The organism is Streptomyces sp. Ag109_G2-15, from assembly GCF_900215565.1.
GTDB classification, from domain to species: domain Bacteria; phylum Actinomycetota; class Actinomycetes; order Streptomycetales; family Streptomycetaceae; genus Streptomyces; species Streptomyces diastatochromogenes.
The window spans coordinates 879,280-897,611 of record NZ_OCNI01000002.1 but is presented as its reverse complement, the minus strand read 5'-3'; the positions used below and the strand labels follow the sequence as shown (position 1 = coordinate 897,611).

At 72.6% G+C, this 18,332-nt stretch carries 21 protein-coding genes; 14 read left to right on the top strand and 7 right to left on the bottom strand.

Annotated features, from left to right (window positions below; translation table 11 throughout):
* Positions 1-6: 6 nt before the first annotated feature.
* Together CRP49_RS40530 and CRP49_RS40525 are read left to right on the top strand one after the other, a co-directional pair.
* Positions 7-978, top strand: a complete 972-nt coding sequence (locus CRP49_RS40530; protein ID WP_097258379.1) for a phosphotransferase family protein — start codon at positions 7-9, stop codon at positions 976-978.
* 92 nt (positions 979-1,070) lie between these two features.
* On the top strand, positions 1,071-2,360 hold the full coding sequence (locus tag CRP49_RS40525) for an ROK family protein (protein ID WP_097258378.1): 1,290 nt from the start codon (positions 1,071-1,073) through the stop codon (positions 2,358-2,360).
* Between the two features lie 233 nt (positions 2,361-2,593).
* Here CRP49_RS40525 and CRP49_RS40520 read toward each other — a convergent pair whose 3' ends face one another.
* Positions 2,594-3,628 (bottom strand): PHP domain-containing protein, encoded by a 1,035-nt coding sequence (locus tag CRP49_RS40520; protein WP_097258377.1) that lies wholly within the window; start codon positions 3,626-3,628, stop codon positions 2,594-2,596.
* A gap of 144 nt (positions 3,629-3,772) precedes the next feature.
* Between CRP49_RS40520 and CRP49_RS40515 the strand changes: the two genes are divergently transcribed.
* Positions 3,773-4,018 carry a hypothetical protein gene (locus tag CRP49_RS40515; protein WP_094218958.1) on the top strand — a complete coding sequence of 82 codons (246 nt, stop codon included), beginning with the start codon at positions 3,773-3,775 and terminating at the stop codon, positions 4,016-4,018.
* Between the two features lie 12 nt (positions 4,019-4,030).
* On the opposite strand, the gene CRP49_RS40510 is transcribed toward CRP49_RS40515, so the two are convergent.
* Together CRP49_RS40510 and CRP49_RS40505 are read right to left on the bottom strand one after the other, a co-directional pair.
* Positions 4,031-5,263, bottom strand: a complete 1,233-nt coding sequence (locus CRP49_RS40510; protein WP_097258376.1) for a ricin-type beta-trefoil lectin domain protein — start codon at positions 5,261-5,263, stop codon at positions 4,031-4,033.
* 117 nt (positions 5,264-5,380) lie between these two features.
* Positions 5,381-5,938, bottom strand: a complete 558-nt coding sequence (locus CRP49_RS40505) for a VanZ family protein (RefSeq protein ID WP_097258375.1) — start codon at positions 5,936-5,938, stop codon at positions 5,381-5,383.
* A 242-nt stretch (positions 5,939-6,180) separates the two neighbouring features.
* Here CRP49_RS40505 and CRP49_RS40500 point away from each other — a divergent pair, with 242 nt between their 5' ends.
* The 6 genes from CRP49_RS40500 to CRP49_RS40475 are packed head-to-tail and all read left to right on the top strand — an operon-like array spanning position 6,181 to position 9,978.
* Positions 6,181-6,363 carry a hypothetical protein gene (locus CRP49_RS40500; protein WP_097258374.1) on the top strand — a complete coding sequence of 61 codons (183 nt, stop codon included), beginning with the start codon at positions 6,181-6,183 and terminating at the stop codon, positions 6,361-6,363.
* On the top strand, positions 6,360-6,812 hold the full coding sequence (locus CRP49_RS40495) for an MrpF/PhaF family protein (RefSeq protein WP_097258373.1): 453 nt from the start codon (positions 6,360-6,362) through the stop codon (positions 6,810-6,812). Before CRP49_RS40500 ends, CRP49_RS40495 begins: the two co-directional genes overlap by 4 nt.
* Before the next feature lie 44 nt (positions 6,813-6,856).
* The gene (locus CRP49_RS40490) at positions 6,857-7,117 is read left to right on the top strand and encodes a hydrogenase subunit MbhD domain-containing protein (protein ID WP_097258372.1); all 261 of its coding nucleotides are present in this window, start codon (positions 6,857-6,859) and stop codon (positions 7,115-7,117) included.
* Complete coding sequence (locus CRP49_RS40485) at positions 7,114-7,854, top strand: MnhB domain-containing protein (RefSeq protein ID WP_097258371.1); 741 nt, start codon at positions 7,114-7,116, stop codon at positions 7,852-7,854. Before CRP49_RS40490 ends, CRP49_RS40485 begins: the two co-directional genes overlap by 4 nt.
* Before the next feature lie 10 nt (positions 7,855-7,864).
* Positions 7,865-8,212, top strand: coding sequence for a sodium:proton antiporter (locus tag CRP49_RS40480; RefSeq protein ID WP_097258370.1), 348 nt, complete (start codon positions 7,865-7,867; stop codon positions 8,210-8,212).
* A complete protein-coding gene (locus CRP49_RS40475) occupies positions 8,212-9,978 on the top strand; it encodes a complex I subunit 5 family protein (protein ID WP_097258369.1) in 1,767 nt (588 codons plus the stop codon). Before CRP49_RS40480 ends, CRP49_RS40475 begins: the two co-directional genes overlap by 1 nt.
* 14 nt (positions 9,979-9,992) lie before the next feature.
* Here CRP49_RS40475 and CRP49_RS40470 read toward each other — a convergent pair whose 3' ends face one another.
* Positions 9,993-10,655, bottom strand: coding sequence for a DUF4230 domain-containing protein (locus CRP49_RS40470; RefSeq protein ID WP_097258368.1), 663 nt, complete (start codon positions 10,653-10,655; stop codon positions 9,993-9,995).
* A 157-nt stretch (positions 10,656-10,812) separates the two neighbouring features.
* Here CRP49_RS40470 and CRP49_RS40465 point away from each other — a divergent pair, with 157 nt between their 5' ends.
* Positions 10,813-11,766: a ribose-phosphate pyrophosphokinase gene (locus CRP49_RS40465; protein ID WP_097258367.1), complete on the top strand. Its 954-nt coding sequence runs from the start codon at positions 10,813-10,815 to the stop codon at positions 11,764-11,766.
* Positions 11,767-11,775: 9 nt separating this feature from the next.
* Here CRP49_RS40465 and CRP49_RS40460 read toward each other — a convergent pair whose 3' ends face one another.
* Both CRP49_RS40460 and CRP49_RS40455 read right to left on the bottom strand, forming a co-directional pair.
* Positions 11,776-12,156, bottom strand: a complete 381-nt coding sequence (locus CRP49_RS40460) for an anti-sigma factor antagonist (RefSeq protein ID WP_097258366.1) — start codon at positions 12,154-12,156, stop codon at positions 11,776-11,778.
* 152 nt (positions 12,157-12,308) lie between these two features.
* The gene (locus tag CRP49_RS40455; RefSeq protein ID WP_097258365.1) at positions 12,309-12,737 is read right to left on the bottom strand and encodes a MarR family winged helix-turn-helix transcriptional regulator; all 429 of its coding nucleotides are present in this window, start codon (positions 12,735-12,737) and stop codon (positions 12,309-12,311) included.
* Between the two features lie 105 nt (positions 12,738-12,842).
* Here CRP49_RS40455 and CRP49_RS40450 point away from each other — a divergent pair, with 105 nt between their 5' ends.
* Together CRP49_RS40450 and CRP49_RS40445 are read left to right on the top strand one after the other, a co-directional pair.
* The gene (locus CRP49_RS40450; RefSeq protein WP_097258364.1) at positions 12,843-14,300 is read left to right on the top strand and encodes an aldehyde dehydrogenase; all 1,458 of its coding nucleotides are present in this window, start codon (positions 12,843-12,845) and stop codon (positions 14,298-14,300) included.
* A 23-nt stretch (positions 14,301-14,323) separates the two neighbouring features.
* Positions 14,324-15,430: an NAD(P)-dependent alcohol dehydrogenase gene (locus CRP49_RS40445; protein WP_097258363.1), complete on the top strand. Its 1,107-nt coding sequence runs from the start codon at positions 14,324-14,326 to the stop codon at positions 15,428-15,430.
* A gap of 10 nt (positions 15,431-15,440) precedes the next feature.
* On the opposite strand, the gene CRP49_RS40440 is transcribed toward CRP49_RS40445, so the two are convergent.
* Entirely contained in the window at positions 15,441-16,391 is a 951-nt protein-coding gene (locus CRP49_RS40440; protein WP_179851999.1) for an NADP-dependent oxidoreductase, read from the bottom strand.
* A gap of 71 nt (positions 16,392-16,462) precedes the next feature.
* On the opposite strand from CRP49_RS40440, the gene CRP49_RS40435 reads away from it, so the two are divergent.
* On the top strand, positions 16,463-17,419 hold the full coding sequence (locus CRP49_RS40435) for a GlxA family transcriptional regulator (RefSeq protein WP_097258361.1): 957 nt from the start codon (positions 16,463-16,465) through the stop codon (positions 17,417-17,419).
* Positions 17,420-17,486: 67 nt separating this feature from the next.
* Entirely contained in the window at positions 17,487-18,332 is an 846-nt protein-coding gene (locus CRP49_RS40430; protein WP_097258360.1) for a hypothetical protein, read from the top strand.

Genomic DNA, 18,332 nt, shown 5'->3' with positions numbered 1-18,332 from the left:
CGCACGATGGGGGAGTCGCAGGAGCGGGCCCGGCGGGTCCTGACCGCGGCGGGCATCGACCCCGGCCGGCTGGCCGGGGTGCGCCCACTGGGCGGCGGCACCTACAACACCGTCGAGGAACTGCGGCTCACCGACGGCACCCGCTGCGTCCTGAAGGCCGCGCCGACCGCACCGGGCCTGCGCTACGAGGCCCGGCTGCTGCACTCCGAGGCGGTGTTCAGCCGCGCGGCCGAAGAAGCCGGCGTCCCCGCACCCCGCACACTCCACGCCGACGACACCCCCGAGGTACGGCACCTGCTGCAGACCGCCTGCCCCGGCGAACCCTGGGACGACTCCCTCACGGACGCCGAACGAGCCGAACTGCGCGGGGAGTTGGGCCGTCAGGTCGCCCGCCTGCACCGGGTGACCGGGCCCGGCTACGGCTACCCGTCCGGTGCCCTCGGCCCGCTCGCCCCCGACTGGCGGACGGCGTTCACCACGATGTTCGACGCGGTCCTGGACGACGCCCGCCGCTACCGGGCCCGGCTGCCCCGCCCCGCCGACGAGGTGGCCCGTACCGCCCGGGCCGCGCACGACGCCCTGGACGAGGTCACCGTCCCGCGCCCCGTCCACTTCGACCTGTGGCAGGGCAACATCCTCGTCGACCGCACGCCCGACGGCCCCCGCATCGGCGGCCTCATCGACGGCGAGCGCATGTTCTGGGGCGATCCCCTCGCCGACTTCGTCTCCCTCGCCCTGCTGGACGACATCGAGAAGGACGAGGCCTTCCTCGCGGGCTACCGGCAGGGCGGCGGCCACGCCGCACTCGGGCGCGCTGAGCGCCTCCGGCTCGCCCTCTACCGCGCCTACCTCTACCTGATCATGCTGGTCGAGACGGTACCGCGGGCGGTCGACGAGGGCCATGACCGCTGGGTCCAGGAGGCCGTCGCCCCGGAACTCGTCGCCGCGCTGGACGAGATCAAGGCGGCCGGCGCTTAGCTCATCACATGAAATAAGGGTTGTCCGAAAGTCGCGTGCAGCCGGTTCCGAGGGGTATGTTGCAGGTCGGGACATGGTTCGAAGGGAGCCACATGGCGGGGCGGAACGGGCGAACGGTACGCGACCTCAGACGGGGCAACCGCACGGCCGTGCTGCAACGGCTGTACTTCGACGGCCCGCTCAGCCGCTTCGAGCTGGGCCCGGTCACCGGACTCAGCTCCGGCTCGGTCAGCAACGTGGTCGCGGACCTCGTCGCCGACGGACTGGTCGAGGAGGCCGGCAGCGTCGACTCCGACGGCGGCCGCCCCCGCACCCTGCTGCGCGTGTCCCCGCACAGCGGCCAGATGATCGGCGTCGACGTCGGCGAGACCCGCGTCCGCGTCGAGCTGTTCGACCTGGCCCTGACCGAACTCGCCCGCACCGAACGCCCGCTGACCCAGCAGGGCTACGACGTCGACGTCATCGTCGGCCACATCCGGGACGGCATCGCCGAGGTCCTGGAGGCCGAGGCGGCCTCGCCCGAGCGGCTGCTCGGCGTCGGTGTCGGCGTCCCGGGCATCGTCGAGTACACGGCGGACCGGGGTGCCGTCGTGCACGGGCAGACCATCGGCTGGGACGCGGTCCCGCTGGAGGAACTGCTCCGCTCGACCTCCCGACTGCCGGACGACGTGCGGTACTTCATCGACAACGGCGCCAAGACCCTGGGCCAGGCCGAGATGTGGTTCGGCGGCGGACGCGGCGCCCGCAACGCGGTCGTCGTGCTCTTCGGCTCCGGCGTCGGCGCCTGCCTGGTCACCCCCGAGGTGGAGCACGGGCGGGCCGTCGAGTGGGGCCATCTGACCGTACGGGTGCGGGGGCGCCGCTGCCGGTGCGGTGCGCCCGGCTGCCTGGAGGCCTACGCGGGCGCCGAGTCGCTGCTCGCCCGCTGGCGCGAGGAGGGTGGACGGCCGCCCGAGGGCGCCGACGAGGAGACCGCGCTCACCGCGATGCTCGCCGCCGCCTACCCGGCCGAGGACCGGGAACCCGACCCGGTCGCGCTCGCCGTCCTGGAGGAGACCGCCGAGTACCTGGGCGCCGGCCTGTCCGACCTGATCAACCTCTTCCAGCCCGAGCGGATCCTCATCGGCGGCTGGGCCGGACTCCAGCTCGGCACCCGGTTCCTGCCCGCCGTACGCCGCCACGCGAGGACGTACGCCCTGCGGTACCCGGCCGACAAGGTCCGCATCGACCTCGGCCGGCTCGGCCCCGACGCGGTCACCGTCGGCGCGGCGATCCTGCCCCTGGCCGACTTCTTCGCACGCGGCGGCCGCCGCGCCGAACAGGCCACCGAGGACCGGCACCCCGCCTGGCGGGCCGCGTTGGAGGAACGGGCACCGCGCTGACCAGGGGAGTGGCGTGACGCACCTCACGGCACAGGGCTGGAACACCAGAAGGTGGTTGCCCGTTGAACCAGCCGTGGGTGCGGATGGGACAGTGTCCCCGGGCCTCACCTTCTGCCCACAGGGACGATCGTTCGGCTGAAGCCCTGTGGTGCCTTTCGCCGAGAGGCGACCGCCGTCCGCGCCCACCACCTGGCCGCCCCGGCCGTGATTCCCCCGTCACGGTCGGGGCTTTCTCATGACGCCCGGGCCGGCGTACGGCCCTCCCGCGTCCAGGCCAGCAGCTCCTCGGCCGGCCAGGTGGTCACCACCCGTTCGGCGGACACCCCGCACTCCTCGGCCCGGGCGCAGCCCAGGATCTGCCAGTCCAGCTGGCCGGGCGCGTGCGCGTCGGTGTCGACCGAGAACAGCACCCCGGCCGCCACGGCCCGGCGCAACAGCCGCCGCGGCGGGTCCAGCCGCTCGGGACGGCTGTTGATCTCCACGGCCGTACCCGACTCGGCGCAGGCGGCGAACACCTCGTCCGCGTCGAACTCCGACTCCGGCCGGCCACGGCCCGTGACCAGGCGTCCCGTGCAGTGGCCGAGGATGTCCGCGTGCGGATCGCGTACGGCGGCCACCATGCGGCGGGTCATCGAGCGGGCGTCCATCCGCAGCTTGGAGTGCACGGACACCACCACGACGTCCAGCCGCTCCAGCAGCTGGGGCTCCTGGTCCAGCGAGCCGTCCTCCAGGATGTCGCACTCGATGCCGGTGAGCAGCCGGAACGGCGCCCACCGCGCGTTCAGCTCCGCCACCACCTCCAGCTGCTCGCGCAGCCGCTCCGGGGACAGGCCCCGGGCCACGGTCAGCCGGGGGGAGTGGTCGGTCAGGGCCGTCCACTCGTGGCCGAGCCGGGCCGCCGCACGCCCCATCTCCTCGATCGGGCTGCCGCCGTCCGACCAGTCCGAGTGCGTGTGGCAGTCCCCGCGCAGCAGCGCCCGCAGCTCGGTGCCGCCCTCGGCGGTGAGCGGCCCGCCGCTCTCCTCCTCCACCGTGCGCAGATAGCCGGGCACCTCCCCGGCCAGGGCCTCCCGCACCACCTGCGCGGTCTTCGGCCCGACCCCCTTCAGCGCCTCCAGCGTCCCGGCCGCCGCCCGCTCGGCGACCTCGTCCTCGGGCAGCGCGGACAGCACCCGGGCGGCGGTCCGGAAGGCCCGCACCCGGTAGGTGGGCGCCAGCGACCGCTCCAGCAGGAAGGCGATCCGGTCCAGGGCCGCGACGGGATCCATGGTCACCTCCAGCGCGCGATGCCCCTCCAGGGTTCCGCAGCCGACGACGCTCCGCGACCACAGCGGCCCTGGCCGCCCCCTCCCTCTCCTGGACGGCTCCCGCGGACGAGTCGTCGGCGCCGGTTGCGTTCTACGCTCTATTGCATGACCGAACAAGCAGTGCCCTACATCTCCCATCCGCGGGTCCTGGTGCACGGCGTGTGCCCGGGCAAGCCGGGGGAGCCGCCCTTCCGGGTGGTGGAGATCGACGGTCAGGTGGTCGGCCGGGCCAGAACCGCGACCGACGTGCTGGAGGTCGCTGCCACCCACGGCATCACGATCCACGACCTGAACGACCCGGACGCGGTCCGCTGGGTGGGCGGCGGCCAGTACCACTGGACACTCATCTGATCCGGACGCGGCTCAGCCGACCGTCCACTTCTGGTTGCCGCCGCCCGTGCACGTCCAGATCTGCAGCCGGGTGCCGTTGGCCGAGCTGTTCCCGGTCACGTCGAGGCACTTGTTCGCCTGCGGATTGACGATGTCGTGCGCCGCCGAGACGGCCCACTTCTGGTTGGGGCCGCCCGAGCAGTCCCACAGCTGGACGGTCGAGCCGTCCGCCGTGCCGTTGCCGGTGACGTCCAGACACTTGCCGAGCGCCCGGATCGTGCCGTCCGAGCCGACCGTCCACGCCTGCGCGGCCGTGCCGTTGCAGTCGTAGAGCTGGACCGGGGTCCCGTTGGCGGAGTTCGCGCCGGCCACGTCCACGCACTTGCCCGCCAGGCCCCGGATCGGGACACCGGCCGCGCTGTCGCTCGTCGTCACCGACACCGAGTCGACCACCAGCTGCTGCGGGAACTGCGTGGAGCCGTCCGGGTCGCCCGGCCAGTAGCCGCCGACCGCCAGGTTCAGGATCAGGAAGAACGGCTTGTTGAACACCCAGGTCTTCCCGCCCAGGTCGGCGGGCGTGCGCCGCTGGTAGACGTTCCCGTCCACCGACCAGGTGATCGAGTCCGGCGCCCAGTCGACGGCGAAGGTGTGGAAGGCGTCCGCGAAGGCCTGCCCGCCCGGCAGGGAGTAGCCGGCGCCTATGCCGCCCGAGCCGGAGTAGCCCGGGCCGTGGATGGTGCCGTGCACGGTCGAGGGTTCGAACCCGACGTTCTCCATCACGTCGATCTCACCCGAGTCCGGCCAGTTGACCGGGGTGCCGAGCATCCAGAACGCGGGCCACATGCCCTGCCCGCGCGGGATCTTCATCCGCGCCTCGACATGACCGTACTGCGCGTTGAACTTCCCGGCGGTGTTCAGCCGTGCCGAGGTGTACTGGCAGCTGCCGTACCAGCACTGGTAGCCCGCCGGGTTCTCCTTCCGGGCCGTGATCACCAGATGGCCCTGCCCGTCCAGGGCCGCGTTCCTGGTCCCGGACGTGTAGTACTGCCGCTCGTGGTTGTTGACGTTGTCGCCGGTCTCCAGCGTCCACTTCGAGGAGTCGACCCCGGAGCCCGCGGCCCCGTCGAAGGTGTCGGAGAAGGTGGTCACCGCCGCGGCCGCCGGGGCCGCGGTCTGGGCCCGGGCCGGGCCGACGGCGGCCGAGGCGACCAGCACGGCGGACAGGGCGGCGAACAGGCATCTGCGGAGCAGGCGGGGGGAGGCCATGGCTCTCCGTTTCACGTGGGGGGTGTGTGATGCGTTGACAAAGATGTGTGACGCCTCTTGATTTAAGAAGTGAGATAAGTGGGCGTCAATACCTTGGTACGGACCTCTCGCTGACGATCACTCGGCCGACGTCCTGCGTACGCGCGCATGTACCGCACGCCCGAGCCGTCGCCCGAGGAGCAGCCAGCCGACCAGAGCTCCAGCGGTGTTGAGGATGACGTCGTCGATGTCGAAGGCCCGCCCGGTGACCAGCGCCCCCTGGACCAGCTCCACCATCAGCATCACGAGCGTGGTGAACGCCAGCACCTGGAGCACCCCTCGCGCGCGCGGCGCGAGGACCGGCACCAGTACCCCGAAGGGCACACCGAGCAGCACGTTCCCGCCGATCTGCCGGACGGCGTCCCGTACCTGCGCGTGGTCCGCGTAGGCCCGCAGCGAGCGGCCCGGGTGCAGATTGCTGTGCGTCAGGGGCACCGACGCCGGGGACGGCTGAAGCGTGAGCCGGGCCAGGACCACGGCGAAGGCCACCATGAATGCGAAGGCGACCAGCATCGCCAGCAGCCGCACGGGGAGCGCGAGTGCGTGCCGTGTGGCTGGAGGGCGGGCCTCCTCGGCCCGCTCCCGCTTCTTCGGGGCGCGCAGTAACCCGGGCAGGCGCAGGGCGGTACGGGCCATGAGATCCTCCGGTCTTCAACTTCCCGCTGCTGTAAGGCGGTTACCCATACAACGGCCCGGGATGCCGCCGCCCGGACGGCGCCGGGTGCGCGCCGGCGGATTCGGTTCACGCTCCCGGGGCACTCGGGACCCGGGTCCGCGCGCCGCCGCCCCGCACCCGGCCCGGCGGTGCTTGGATGCCCCGAGCGGCTGAGCGGACACAGGCCCGCGCAGTCGGGCAGAGCGGACCGAGGAGGTGGCGGATGACAGGGCGTACCACGCTTCTCGTCGTGGGCGAACTCCTGGCCTGGTGGGCCGGGCTCGCCCTGCTGTGGCTGGTGCTCGTCTCGTCGGTCGACACCTTGGAGCGGATCGTCGGCGCGAGCGCCGCCGCCGTGGGGGCCTTGGCGGCCAGGGCCGGGCGGCGGGCGGTGACCTGGCGGTGAACGGCTGGATCCTGGCGGCGACCATCGAGCTGGGCGGGGCAGGGGCGGCCGCCCTGTGGGGGGTGGCCACCGGCCCGCTGCCCCGCCGGGTCATGGCTCAGAACCTGGCCACCTCCGCGGTCTGCCCGGCCCTGCTGCTGCTCGCCCAGGGCTACGGCCGCCCCTCCTACGTCGACCTCGCCCTGCTGATGGCCCTGCTGGGCCCGGTCGGCACCCTCGTCTTCGCCCGTCTGCTCGCCGACGACCTGGCGGACGACCGGCCGAGCGCCTGGGGACTGACCTGGGCCGCCGCAGGCCTGAGCGCCGCGGTCGTGGTCGCCGTGTGCGTGGCCACCGGACCGAGCCGGGCGATGGTGAAGCTGCTCGTGATCGGCGCCCTGCTGATCGGCGGCAACGTCATCGCGTCCCGGGCACTGGCGGGCGGGATCCGGGGGATGCGAGGTGCCTGACGCAGGGGGCGTCGCCGTACCGGGCGGCTGCGAGGGGATGCGGCATGGCTGACGCCGTGATCGTCGTGGCCCTGCTGCTTGTGGCCGCCTCCGCCACCGCCGCCGTGGCCCAGCGCGAACCGGCCCGGCAGGCCCTGGTGCTGTCCGTGCTCGGGGTCGTCCTGGCCGTCCTGTTCACCGCGCTCCAGGCACCGGACGTCGGCCTGTCGCAACTCGCCGTGGGCTCCGCGCTCACCCCGCTGCTCATCATGCTGTCGGTGCGCAAGGTCAGTCGGCAGGCCCGGACGAAGGACCGCGCGCGGTGAGTCGGCGGCTGCGGCTGTGGCTGCTCGCCGTGGGCGGCGCGGGGGTGGCCGCCCTGCTGGTCGCCGCCTGCCTCGACCTGCCCGCCTTCGGCGGCCGCCGGCACCCGTACGGCGAACGGGCGGTCGCCGCCGCCCTCGCCCGGCACACCGCGAACACGATCGCCTCCGTCAACTTCGACCAGCGCGCCTACGACACCCTCGGTGAGACGAGCATTCTGTTCGCCGCCGTCCTGGGCTGCCTGGTGCTCCTGCGCGAGGCCCGCGACGAGCACCGGGCGCGGCCGCAGCCCGCCGAAGTGGCCCTGCCCGTCCGCCGCTACGCCCTGATCGTGCTGCCCGTCGCCCTGCTGACCGGCCTCTACGTCATCGCCCACGGCCAGCTCAGCCCCGGCGGCGGCTTCCAGGGCGGGGTCGTCGCCGCGACCGCCCTGCACCTGCTGTACCTGGGCGCCGACTACCGCGCGCTGGAACGCGTCCGCCCCCTCGGCCTGTTCGACGTCTGCGACGCGCTCGCCGTCTCGGCCTACGTCGTCCTGGGCCTCGCCGGCCTCCTCGCGGGCACCGCGTTCCTGGCCAACACGCTGCTGCCGTACGGCACCTTCAACACGCTCTCCTCCGGCGGCACCGTCCCCCTCCTGAACGCGGCCGTCGGCATGGAGGTGGCGAGCGCGGTCGTCCTGCTGCTCGCGGGGTTCCTGGACCAGGCCGTCGAGATCGAGGAGGAACGGGGGAGTTGAGAACGCCTTGATGCACGTCCTTCCCTACCTGGTCGCCGCCTACGTCTTCCTGACCGGCTGCTACGGCCTCGCGACCAGCCGCAACCTGATCCACACCGTGGGCTGCCTGGCCGTGTGCCAGTCGTCCACGTACGTGCTGCTGCTGGCCGTCGGCTACCGCGACGGGGCGACCGCGCCGGTCTTCTCCGACCTCGCACCGGGGTCCCGGCCGGTCGTCGACCCGGTCGTGCAGGCCCTCACCCTCACCGACATCGTCGTCGGCGCCACCGTCACCGCGCTGCTGCTCGCCCTGGTCCTGCAGATCGCCAAGCGGCACGGCACCCTCGACCCGGACGAGCTGAGAGAGCTGCGCGGCTGATGCACCACCTGCTCCCGCTGCTCTTCGCGGTGCCGCTGCTCGGGGCCGCCCTGCTGGTGGCCACGGGCCGCCGGCTGCCCCGGGCCGTCGCCGAGACCACCGGGTGTGCCGTCTCCGGCGCCACGGCCGCCCTCGCGCTCGTGCTGCTGCTCAACTCCTCGCCGCCGCTGGTGGAATGGGTCGGCGGCTGGCGGCCCGTCGACGGGGAGAGCGTCGGCATCGTGCTGGTCGGGGACGGTCCGGCGCTGGGCATGGCCGCGCTCGTCTCGCTGCTGACCCTGTCCGCCCTCGTGTACTCCTGGCGCTACTTCGACGAGCCGCCGCGCGGCCACGCCGGCTCGTACCCCGCGCTGATGCTGGTCTTCCAGGGCGCGATGTGCGGCTTCGCGCTCGCGGGCGACCTGTTCAACGCGTTCGTGTTCTTCGAGCTGATGAGCGTCGTCGCCTATGCGCTGACCGGCTACCGGATCGACGAGCCGAAGGCCGTGCAGGGCGCGCTGACCTTCGGAGTCGTCAACTCCCTCGGCGCGTACGCGATGCTGATGGGCATCGGCCTGCTGTACGCCCGTACCGGCGAACTGGCCATGACGAAGATCGGGCGCGGCCTGGACGACGCGGCCGGGCAGGGCGGGCCGGACGCCCTCGTCCTCGCCGCCTTCGTGCTGGTCATGACCGGGCTGCTGGTGAAGGCGGCCGCCGTGCCGTTCCACTTCTGGCTCCCCGACGCGCACGCGGTCGCCCCCACCCCGGTGTGCATGCTGCTGTCCGGCGTCATGGTCGAACTCGGGGCCTACGGCGTCTGGCGCGTGTACGGCACCGTCTTCGCCGGACCCGGCGGCATCCCCGCCGCCGACCTGACTCGGGCCCTGGTGACCCTGGGCGTCCTCACCGCAGCGATCGGCGCCGTCATGTGCTGGTACCAGCGGCACATCAAACGGCTGCTCGCCTACTCCACGGTCGCGCACACCGGCCTGTTCCTCGTCGGCCTCGGCGTGCTCACCCCCGAAGCGGACGACGGGGTCGCCCTGTACCTCCTCGGGCACGCCGGAGTGAAGGCCGCGCTCTTCGCCTGCACCGGCGCCCTCCTGGACCGGTTCGGCAGCGTCGACGAGCAGGCCCTGCACGGCAGGGCGCGCGGGATGCGGGCGTTCGGAGTGATGTTCGCGATCGGCGGGCTCGCGCTGGCGGGCCTGCCGCCCTTCGGGACGGCCCTCGGCAAGGCGATCACCGAGGAGGCGGTCGGCGGCCCGCTCACCCTGGTGTACGTGCTCGCCTCCGCGGTGACCGCGGGCGCCGTCCTGCGGGTCACCGCCCGGGTGTTCCTGGGGCTCGGGCCGCGCCCGGAGGACGCCGCGTACGAGACCAGCGGGTCCGACGAGCGGCCCGAGACCGGCAGGAGACTCAGCCGTATCCCGGACTCCATGACCGCGGTACCCGCCGTGCTGCTCGCCGCCGCCTTCGCCGTCGGCGTGGCCCCCGGCCTCGCGGCAGTGGTGGCCCGCTCGGTCAACGAGGCCGGGTCGGGCGGCGCCCACACCTCCGTGCACTGGACGCCGCACGGCATCCTGCTGGGCCTGGCCTCCACCCTGCTCGCCGTGGGCCTCGCTGCCCTCGCCGTGATCCGCCCGCGCCGGCTGGCCACCCCGGACTGGGCGCTGCCCCTGCGCCGTCTGCAGTCGGGCCACGTCGGCGACTACGTGGCCTGGCTCCTGGTCGGCGCCACCGCGCTGGGCGCGCTGACCCTGCCGGGCGTGCTGGGCGGCTGATCGGCGGGAGCGGATCAGGATCCGTACAGGACGTGCACCTCCTTGAAGCCGAGAGAGCGCAGCAGGCCCTGCAGCATGCCGGTGGTGTTGGTCTCGGCCCGCGCCGTCAACCCGCTGCTGCGCGCGGCGTCGCCGATGTGCCGCACCGCCAGCTTCTGCACCGCCTGCTCGCTGTTGGGGTTGTCCGAGAACAGGTCGCCGAGCCGGTCGAACAGACCGCGCTGCTTGGACACGGCGTAGGAGTGGTCGGGGTCCAGGGCCGGCCTGCCGAGCCGGGCGTGCGGCAGCCGGAGCGTGGCCGAGGTGCGGTCGCCGTTGACCGAGACGTCCTTCTCGCCGACCCGGCCGAGGTCGACGTACGCGTCCACGGTGCCCGCGCCGACGTACAGGGTGCGGCTGCCGTGGAGAGCGTCGGGCAGGTACTTGGCGTTCTTCTCCAGGTCCACGACGACCTGGAAGGTGCCGGAGGCGGCGTCGTAACGGTTCATGTCCTGAATGGACTTGAGGAGTGCGGGGCCGGAGCGGTCGTGCGACTCGGTACCGAACAGGTCTTTGACGCCCGGGAGCACGGCCAGCCTGATCCCCGCGAACAGCACCGCGAGCACCAGCACGAACGCCGTGAGCACCTGGGCCCAGCCGGGCATGCGTCGGGGGAGCCGCGTTTCGGAAGTCGTCATGTCGACGGCCCTCCTTCCTCCTCACCGGATTCCCGCAAAATACCGTTCCAGACCGCTGCGTTGATGGAATGGCACCGAATGACGTACGCGCCGGGCCGTCTCGCGTCGCCAGTAGCATGACCGGCGCAGCCCGTGTTGATCATGCGAGGAGCGGATCGTGCGAGACATCGCCGTCTTCAGTGGCAGTGCCCACCCCGAACTGGCCCAGGAGGTCTGCGCCCACCTGAGCGTGCCGCTCAGCCCGACCCGGGTCAGCCGGTTCGCCAACGACTGTCTGGAGGTGCAGCTTCAGGCCAACTGCCGCGAACGGGACGTCTTCCTGATCCAGCCGCTGGTCAGGCCGGTGCAGGAGCACCTGGTGGAGCTGCTGCTGATGTGCGACGCGGCCCGGGGTGCGTCGGCCGGCCGGATCACCGTGGTCATGCCCCACTACTCCTACGCCCGCTCCGACAAGAAGGACGCGCCCCGTATCTCCCTCGGCGGGCGGCTGGTCGCCGACCTGCTGGTGGCGGCGGGCGCGAGCCGGGTCCTCGCCATGACCCTGCACGCGCCGCAGGTGCACGGCTTCTTCTCCGTGCCGGTGGACCACCTGCACGCGCTGCGTGAACTGGCCGCGCACTTCCGGCAGTACGACCTCACGCGCACCACGGTCGTCTCCCCGGACCTCGGCAACGCCAAGGAGGCCGCCGCCTTCGCCCGGCTGATCGGCGCACAGGTGGCGGCCGGCGCCAAACAGCGGTTCGCGGACGACCGGGTGAGCATCAGCTCCGTGATCGGGGACGTGGCCGACCGGGACGTCATCGTGCTGGACGACGAGATCGCCAAGGGCAGCACCGTCATCGAACTCCTCGAAAGACTCCGGGAGTTGGGGCCGCGCTCGATCCGGGTGGCCTGTACGCACGGCCTGTTCGCGGCCGGTGCGCTCAAGCGGCTGAGCGAGCAGCCCGACGTGCTGGAGATCGTGTGCACCAACACCGTCCCGGTGCCCCTCGACGAGCACACCGACAAGCTGCGCATCCTCTCCATTGGCCCGGCGCTCGCCGAGGCCGTGCGCCGTATTCACAACGGTGAGTCCGTGAGCGCCCTGTTCGAGGACTCGAGAAGCGCCTAGACGCCGTCGTCACAGTGAGCCGGACGCGGCCTCGGACTGCTCCAGGGCCGCGTCCAGCGTCGGCTGCGGCGGCAGCAGCCGGGACAGTCCGGTGACCCGGAAGACGCGCAGGGTCAGCGGGTGGGTGCACACCAGGTGCAGCCGCCCGCCCCGCTCCAGCACCCGGCTGCGGGCCCGGTAGAGCAGGCGCAGCCCCGAGCAGTCGAAGAACTCCACGGACCGCAGGTCGATCACGATCCGGACCCCGAGCCGGTCGGTGACCCGGTCCAGGGCGGGAGCGATCTCCGTCGCCGCCGCGATGTCGATCTCGCCGCGGAACTCCAGCACCGTGTGTCCGCGGTCCTCGCGTATGCGCAGATGCCGAGTGAGCGGCGTGGGCTCCTCCTGCACGACGGCATCACCTCCCACGCGCGCCTGGAAAACCTTTTCTCGACCGTCAAGTTACCCTTGATGGAAGGAATTTGAGCATGTTCGATTGACATATGTCTTCGAGTTTGGCGCCGCGTGTCGTTCCGTGATGAGGACGGCGGGGTTCCGCGGGGCTACGACAGCGCGTGCCACGCCTTCGACAGCGCCCGCCGGAACTGCTCCCGTTGATGCGCCGTGAGGTCCTCGACCATCCGCTCCTCCAGCTCCCGCACCGGCTCGGCGAAGTGCGCCAGCAGCTCGCGCCCGGCGTCGGTGAGCAGGATCAGCAGCTCGCGCCGGCTCTGCGGATTGCGCTCGCGGCGGATCAGCCCACGCGTCTCCAGGGAGCGCACGAGGTCGGCCATGGACTGGGCGGTGACGAACGAGTCACGGGCGAGCTGGGCCGCGGAGAGGCCGTCGTGCCGCTCCAGCACCGTGAGGGCCGTGTACTGCAGGGCCGTGATCCCGGCGGGCTTGACCAGCTCGTCCAGGCGGGAGCGCGCGGCGAGTTCCACCTGCTTGACCATGTAGAGCAGTGACGGGCCTGTCCTTGTACCGACCATGCGCCCACCCTAGACCATTGACAGGAAACCTGACCGAAACGAGACTGCAGACCAACAGGAATCCTGTTTATTGAAAACTTGGCGATCTACGCTGGGGAGTGGGCAATGACGACCACCATCGACACCGGTCCGGGTCAGCTGTTCATCGGCGGACACTGGCGCGAGGCCACCGGCGGCGCCCGCAGCGAGGTGATCGACCCGTCCACCGGGCAGGCGGTCACCACCGTCGCCGAGGCGGGCGCCGACGACGTCGACGCCGCCGTACGCGCCGCCCGAGAGGCCTTCGACGCGGGGGAGTGGTCCGGGCTGAGCGGCCGGGAGCGCGGCCGCGTCCTGCACCGCGTGGCCGAGCTGATCCGGGAGAACGCCGAGGAACTGGCGGCCCTGGAAAGCCTCGACGTGGGCAAGCCGATCACCCTGTGCAAGGCCGTCGACGTCGCCAACGCGGCGAACGACTACGAGTACTACGCCTCCCTGGCCTTCACCCTCGACGGCGCCACCCGCGACACCCCCCTCAACGCCCTCGCCTACACCCGGCGCGAGCCGCTCGGCGTGGTCGCCGCCATCACCCCCTTCAACTTCCCGCTGATCCTGGCCGGTTCGAAGCTCGGCCCCGCCCTCGCCGCCGGCAACACCGTCGTCCACAAGCCCGCCGACGAGACCCCGCTCAGCGCCCTGTACATGGCCCGGCTGCTCACCGAGGCGGGCGTCCCGGCCGGTGTCGTCAACGTCGTCACGGGCGGCGGCCCGGTGGCCGGCGAGGCACTGATCGCCCACCCCGGCGTCGACAAGATCGCCTTCACCGGCTCCACCGCCGTCGGCCGGCACGTGGCCGGCGCCGCGGGCCAGGCCCTCAAACCGGTCACCATGGAACTCGGGGGCAACGCGGCCCACATCGTCTTCGAGGACGCCGACCTGGAGAAGGCGGTCGGCGCGGTCATCAAGGGATTCGTGTTCAACACCGGCCAGTTCTGCATGGGCGGCCCCCGCCTGCTGGTCGCCCGCCCGGTCTACAGCACCCTGCTCGGCATCCTCGCCCAGGCCGTCCCCGGCGTCCCGGTCGGCGACCCGCGCGACCCGGACACCGTCGTCGGCCCGATGGCGGGTGAACGGCATCTGCGCAAGGTCGAGGAGTACGTCGACCTCGCCCGCAAGGAGGGCGGCCGCGTCGTCTGCGGCGGCGAGCGCCTGGACCTGAACGGCGGCTTCTACTACCGGCCCACCGTCATCGCCGACCTGCCGAACGACTCCCGGGTCGTCCAGGAGGAGATCTTCGGGCCCGTCCTCACCGTGCAGCCCTTCGACTCCGAGGACGAGGCCGTCGTGCTCGCCAACTCCACGCCCTACGGCTTGGCTTCGGGCGTCCAGACCGGCAACCTCGCCCGCGCCCACCGCATCGCCGCCCGCCTCCAGGCCGGCATCGTCTGGGTCAACGACTGGGCGCTGCTCGACCCCGCGGTACCGTTCGGCGGCGTCAAGAACTCCGGGTTCGGCCGCGAGTACGGCCCCGAGGCGCTGGCCGCCTACACCAAGGTCAAGTCCGTCGTCGTCTCGCTCGACTGAGCGGCATCACCGAGGAGTTCAGGATGTCCATCACCACCCGTGCCGCCGTCGTCGAGTCCGGTGGAGCGCCCTTCACCCTCAGCGAGGTCGAACTCGACGCGCCCGGACCGCACGAGGCGCTGGTCCGTATGGTGGCGACCGGCCTGTGCCACACCGACCTCAGCGTGGCGAGCGGCGCGCTGCCCTTCCCGCTCCCGGGAGTTCTGGGTCATGAGGGCGCCGGCGTCGTCGAGGCCGTCGGCTCCCAGGTCACCGGTGTGGCCCCCGGCGACCACGTCGTGCTGTCCTTCACCTCCTGCGGGACGTGCCGCAACTGCCACGGCGGCCACCCCGCCTACTGTGCGACCTGGCTGCCGCTCAACCTGATCGGCGGCCGCCGGGCGGACGGCACCCACACCCTCAGCCGGGGCGGGGAGCCGCTCGGCGGCCACTTCTTCGGCCAGTCCTCGTTCGCGGAACGGGCCCTGGTGGACGAGCGCAGTCTGGTCAAGGTCGACCCGGACGTGCCGCTGGAGTCGATCGCCCCGCTGGGCTGCGGGGTGCAGACCGGAGTCGGCGCCGTCTGGAACGTACTGAAGCCGGAGGCCGGCAGCTCGCTCGTCGTCCTCGGTGCCGGAGCGGTCGGTCTGTCGGCGGTGATGGCGGCCGCGCTCACCCCGGCCACCACGATCATCGCCGTCGACCGGGTCCCCGAACGGCTGGCACTCGCCGAGGATTTGGGCGCGACCCACACCATCGACGCGACCGAGGAGAGCGTGCCCGAGACGATCCACCACCTGACGGGGTACCGGGGCGCCGACGGCGTCGTCGAGACGACGGGCAACGTGGCCGTCCTGAGCGAGGGCGTCGACGCGCTCGCCGCCCGCGGCACCCTGGTCGTCGTCGGTGCCCCGCCCTTCGGCACCGAGGTCTCGCTGGACGTCAACGGGCTGCTCGCAGGCAAGCGGATCGTCGGCCTGACCCTGGGTGACAGCGAGACCCAGGCGTTCATCCCGGCCCTGGTCCGGCTGGTGCGGGAGGGGCGGCTCCCGCTGGACCGCCTGATCAGCACCTATCCGTTCGCGGACATCGACCGGGCGGTACGGGACATGACCGCGGGCAAGGCGATCAAGCCCGTACTCACCTTCTGAGCCCCGGGGCTCAGTCCACCAGCAGGACCAGCTTCCCCGTCGTCCGGCCGGTGTCGCCCAGCTCGTGCGCCTTGGCGGCATCGGCCAGCGGGAAGGTGCCCGCGATCGTGGCCCGCAGCTTGCCCTGCTCCACCAGGTCCGCGACCGCCCGCATGCCCGACCGGTCGGCGTCCACCAGCATCCGCGCCGCCCGCACACCGAGCCGCTCGGCCTCGTCGTAGAAGTCCTGGTCGCCGACCGGGAGGATCGACACGACCACCCCGCCCGGACGCAGCACGCGCAGCGACCGCACGGACGTCTCGCCGCCCAGCGTGTCCAGCACCACGTCCACGTCCCGCACCGCCTCGGTGACGTCCACGGACCGGTAGTCGATCGCCTCGTCCACGCCGATCTCCCGCAGGAAGTCGTGCTTCTGGGCGCTCGCCGTGCCGATCACATACGCGCCCAGCGCCTTGGCGATCTGCACGGCCACGTGCCCGACCCCGCCGGCCGCCGCGTGGATCAGCACCCGCTGCCCGGGCTTCAGGCCCGCGTGCTCCGTCAGGGCCTGCCAGGCGGTCAACGACACCAGCGGCAGCGCGCCCGCCTGGACGTGGTCGACGGAGGCCGGCTTGTGTACCAGGGCGCGGGCCGGGACGGTGACGTACTCGGCGTGCGAGCCGTGGCCGAAGGGGTAGGGCACCATGCCGAAGACCTCGTCGCCGGGCTGGAAGGCAGCCACCCCGATCCCGGTCTCCGCGACCTCGCCGGAGACGTCCCAGCCGAGGACGAACGGCGGTTCGCCCAGGAACCCGCCGGTCGCCCGGTGCCTCCAGTCGGTCGGGTTGACCCCGGCGGCCCGCACCCGGACCAGCACCTCGTTCGGGCGCGGCGCCGGCCGCTCCACCCGTACTTCCTTCAGCACCTCGGGACCGCCGAGGACGTCCTGACTGATCGCACGCATCGTGTTCACATCGCTCATGGTCACCCAGCCTGCCGGGGTTCGCCCGCCCGGGAAATGGCACGATTGCCAAGCTTCGATAGGATCGTGCCATGCGTGGCACAGCGAGTCCGGAGCGAGTGGCCGTCCTGGCCCTCGACGGCGTCTACCCCTTCGAGCTGGGCATCCCCAGCCGTATCCTTGGCGCGGCCGACGGCCGCTACGAGGTGCTGACCTGCACCGTCGACGGCGGTCCGGTGCGCACCAACGCCGACTTCGGCATCACCGTCGAGCACGGCCCGGAGATCCTGGAGACCGCCGACACGGTGATCGTCACCTCGATGCCTCCCTCCCACATCCCCGCCGACCTGCCCGACGAGGTCGCCTCGGCCCTCGCCCGGATCCGCCCGGACGCGCGCATCGTCTCCATCTGCACCGCCGCCTTCGTCCTCGCCGAGGCCGGCCTCCTCGACGGGCGCAGGGCCACCACCCACTGGCAGGTGGCCGACCTGTTCCGCCGCCGGTACCCGCGGGTGGAGCTGGACCCGGACGTGCTGTTCGTGGCCGACGGCCGGATGCTCACCTCGGCCGGGGCCGCCTCCGGCGTCGACATCTGCCTGCACATCGTCCGCACCGACCACGGCAGCGACCTGGCCAACACCGTCGCCCGCCGCTGCGTCGTGCCCCCGTTCCGGGACGGCGGCCAGGCCCAGTACATCGAGCAGCCGGTCCCGGAGAGCGGCGCGGCGAGCACGGCCGCCACCCGCGCCTGGGCCCTGGAGCGCCTGGACGAGCCGCTGACCCTCTCCGATCTCGCCCGGCACGCCCGGATGAGCCTGCGCACCTTCGCCCGCCGCTTCAACGACGAGGTCGGCCTCAGCCCCGGCCGCTGGATCGTCCAGCAGCGCGTCGTCCGCGCCCGGCACCTGCTGGAGTCCAGCGACCTGTCGGTGGACCGCATCGCCGCCGAGGTCGGCTTCGCCACCGGCGCCTCCCTGCGCCAGCACCTGCACGCGTCGATCGGCGTGTCCCCGCAGGCGTACCGGCGGACGTTCCAGCAGGTCCGCTGAGCCTCGAACGTTCCGGCCCGACCCCGCGTCTCAGGAGCGCAACGACGGTCCAGGAACAGGGGCGGGCATGCGCAGAGGACTTGTGGCGGTGGCGGTGCTGGCGGCCGTGACGGCCGTGGGGTGCGACGACGGCACGGGAGTGCGGGTGGTGGTCAAGGGAGCGGCGCCCGCCACCCCGTACAGCGGACCGCTGTACGTCCCCACCAAGGCCGTGGACGGCAGCGGCCCCCGCTCCCTGCGCCTGGCCTCCGGGGCCGCCGGCCGCGCACTGGAGTGCGACGGGGAGATCTTCGACGGCGGCGGCCCCGACGGGTGGAGCAAGTCGGACGGCGGTGACACGCCGGAGGCGGGGCTGAAGCTCTACTTCGACATGGCCCAGCCGGCGCAGCCCGACCACGGCTACCGCGTGGAACGCAGGGAGGCCGACCGGGTGCTGTACTCCTTCGACGTCAAGGGCCGCACCAAGGTGGCCGTCGTGGTGGCCAAGGACCAGAAGGACCGGCCCGGTTGGGGCCCGGAGACGAACGCCTCCTGCGACCCCGCCGAACTCCCCGCGAAGTTCACGGCCGCCCAGGGCTGGGAGATCTGGACGGACCGGAACGGCCGGCGGGTACCGGTGAGCCGGCTCAGCAGCTCCCCCGGGGCGGAACACTGCGGCTGGCAGTCGGGCCACCTCCTCACCCTGGGCGAGCGCACGTACCTCCGCGACCCCGACGGCGTCCTCGGCCGGGACGGCCTGCTCAAGGCGCCGTACCGCAAGGACGTGACCATGCCGGCCGACGCCCGGGACACCGGGTACCACTACCGGGGTTGGCACCTGTGGCTCACCGACGACAAGGAGACGGCCTACGTCCGCACCGCCGACGGAGTGGAGGCCTGGCCGCAGGAGAAGCACGGCGTCGGCTGCCAGTGA

Excerpts from the sequence above, each read along its gene's own strand:
- CRP49_RS40530 (WP_097258379.1), top strand. The coding sequence starts at position 7 with ATGGGGGAGTCGCAGGAGCGGGCCCGGCGGGTCCTGACCGCGGCGGGC.
- CRP49_RS40525 (WP_097258378.1), top strand. The coding sequence starts at position 1,071 with ATGGCGGGGCGGAACGGGCGAACGGTACGCGACCTCAGACGGGGCAAC.
- CRP49_RS40520 (WP_097258377.1), bottom strand. The coding sequence starts at position 3,628 with ATGGATCCCGTCGCGGCCCTGGACCGGATCGCCTTCCTGCTGGAGCGG.
- CRP49_RS40515 (WP_094218958.1), top strand. The coding sequence starts at position 3,773 with ATGACCGAACAAGCAGTGCCCTACATCTCCCATCCGCGGGTCCTGGTG.
- CRP49_RS40510 (WP_097258376.1), bottom strand. The coding sequence starts at position 5,263 with ATGGCCTCCCCCCGCCTGCTCCGCAGATGCCTGTTCGCCGCCCTGTCC.
- CRP49_RS40505 (WP_097258375.1), bottom strand. The coding sequence starts at position 5,938 with ATGGCCCGTACCGCCCTGCGCCTGCCCGGGTTACTGCGCGCCCCGAAG.
- CRP49_RS40500 (WP_097258374.1), top strand. The coding sequence starts at position 6,181 with ATGACAGGGCGTACCACGCTTCTCGTCGTGGGCGAACTCCTGGCCTGG.
- CRP49_RS40490 (WP_097258372.1), top strand. The coding sequence starts at position 6,857 with ATGGCTGACGCCGTGATCGTCGTGGCCCTGCTGCTTGTGGCCGCCTCC.
- CRP49_RS40480 (WP_097258370.1), top strand. The coding sequence starts at position 7,865 with ATGCACGTCCTTCCCTACCTGGTCGCCGCCTACGTCTTCCTGACCGGC.
- CRP49_RS40475 (WP_097258369.1), top strand. The coding sequence starts at position 8,212 with ATGCACCACCTGCTCCCGCTGCTCTTCGCGGTGCCGCTGCTCGGGGCC.
- CRP49_RS40470 (WP_097258368.1), bottom strand. The coding sequence starts at position 10,655 with ATGACGACTTCCGAAACGCGGCTCCCCCGACGCATGCCCGGCTGGGCC.
- CRP49_RS40455 (WP_097258365.1), bottom strand. The coding sequence starts at position 12,737 with ATGGTCGGTACAAGGACAGGCCCGTCACTGCTCTACATGGTCAAGCAG.
- CRP49_RS40450 (WP_097258364.1), top strand. The coding sequence starts at position 12,843 with ATGACGACCACCATCGACACCGGTCCGGGTCAGCTGTTCATCGGCGGA.
- CRP49_RS40445 (WP_097258363.1), top strand. The coding sequence starts at position 14,324 with ATGTCCATCACCACCCGTGCCGCCGTCGTCGAGTCCGGTGGAGCGCCC.
- CRP49_RS40440 (WP_179851999.1), bottom strand. The coding sequence starts at position 16,391 with ATGAGCGATGTGAACACGATGCGTGCGATCAGTCAGGACGTCCTCGGC.
- CRP49_RS40435 (WP_097258361.1), top strand. The coding sequence starts at position 16,463 with ATGCGTGGCACAGCGAGTCCGGAGCGAGTGGCCGTCCTGGCCCTCGAC.
- CRP49_RS40430 (WP_097258360.1), top strand. The coding sequence starts at position 17,487 with ATGCGCAGAGGACTTGTGGCGGTGGCGGTGCTGGCGGCCGTGACGGCC.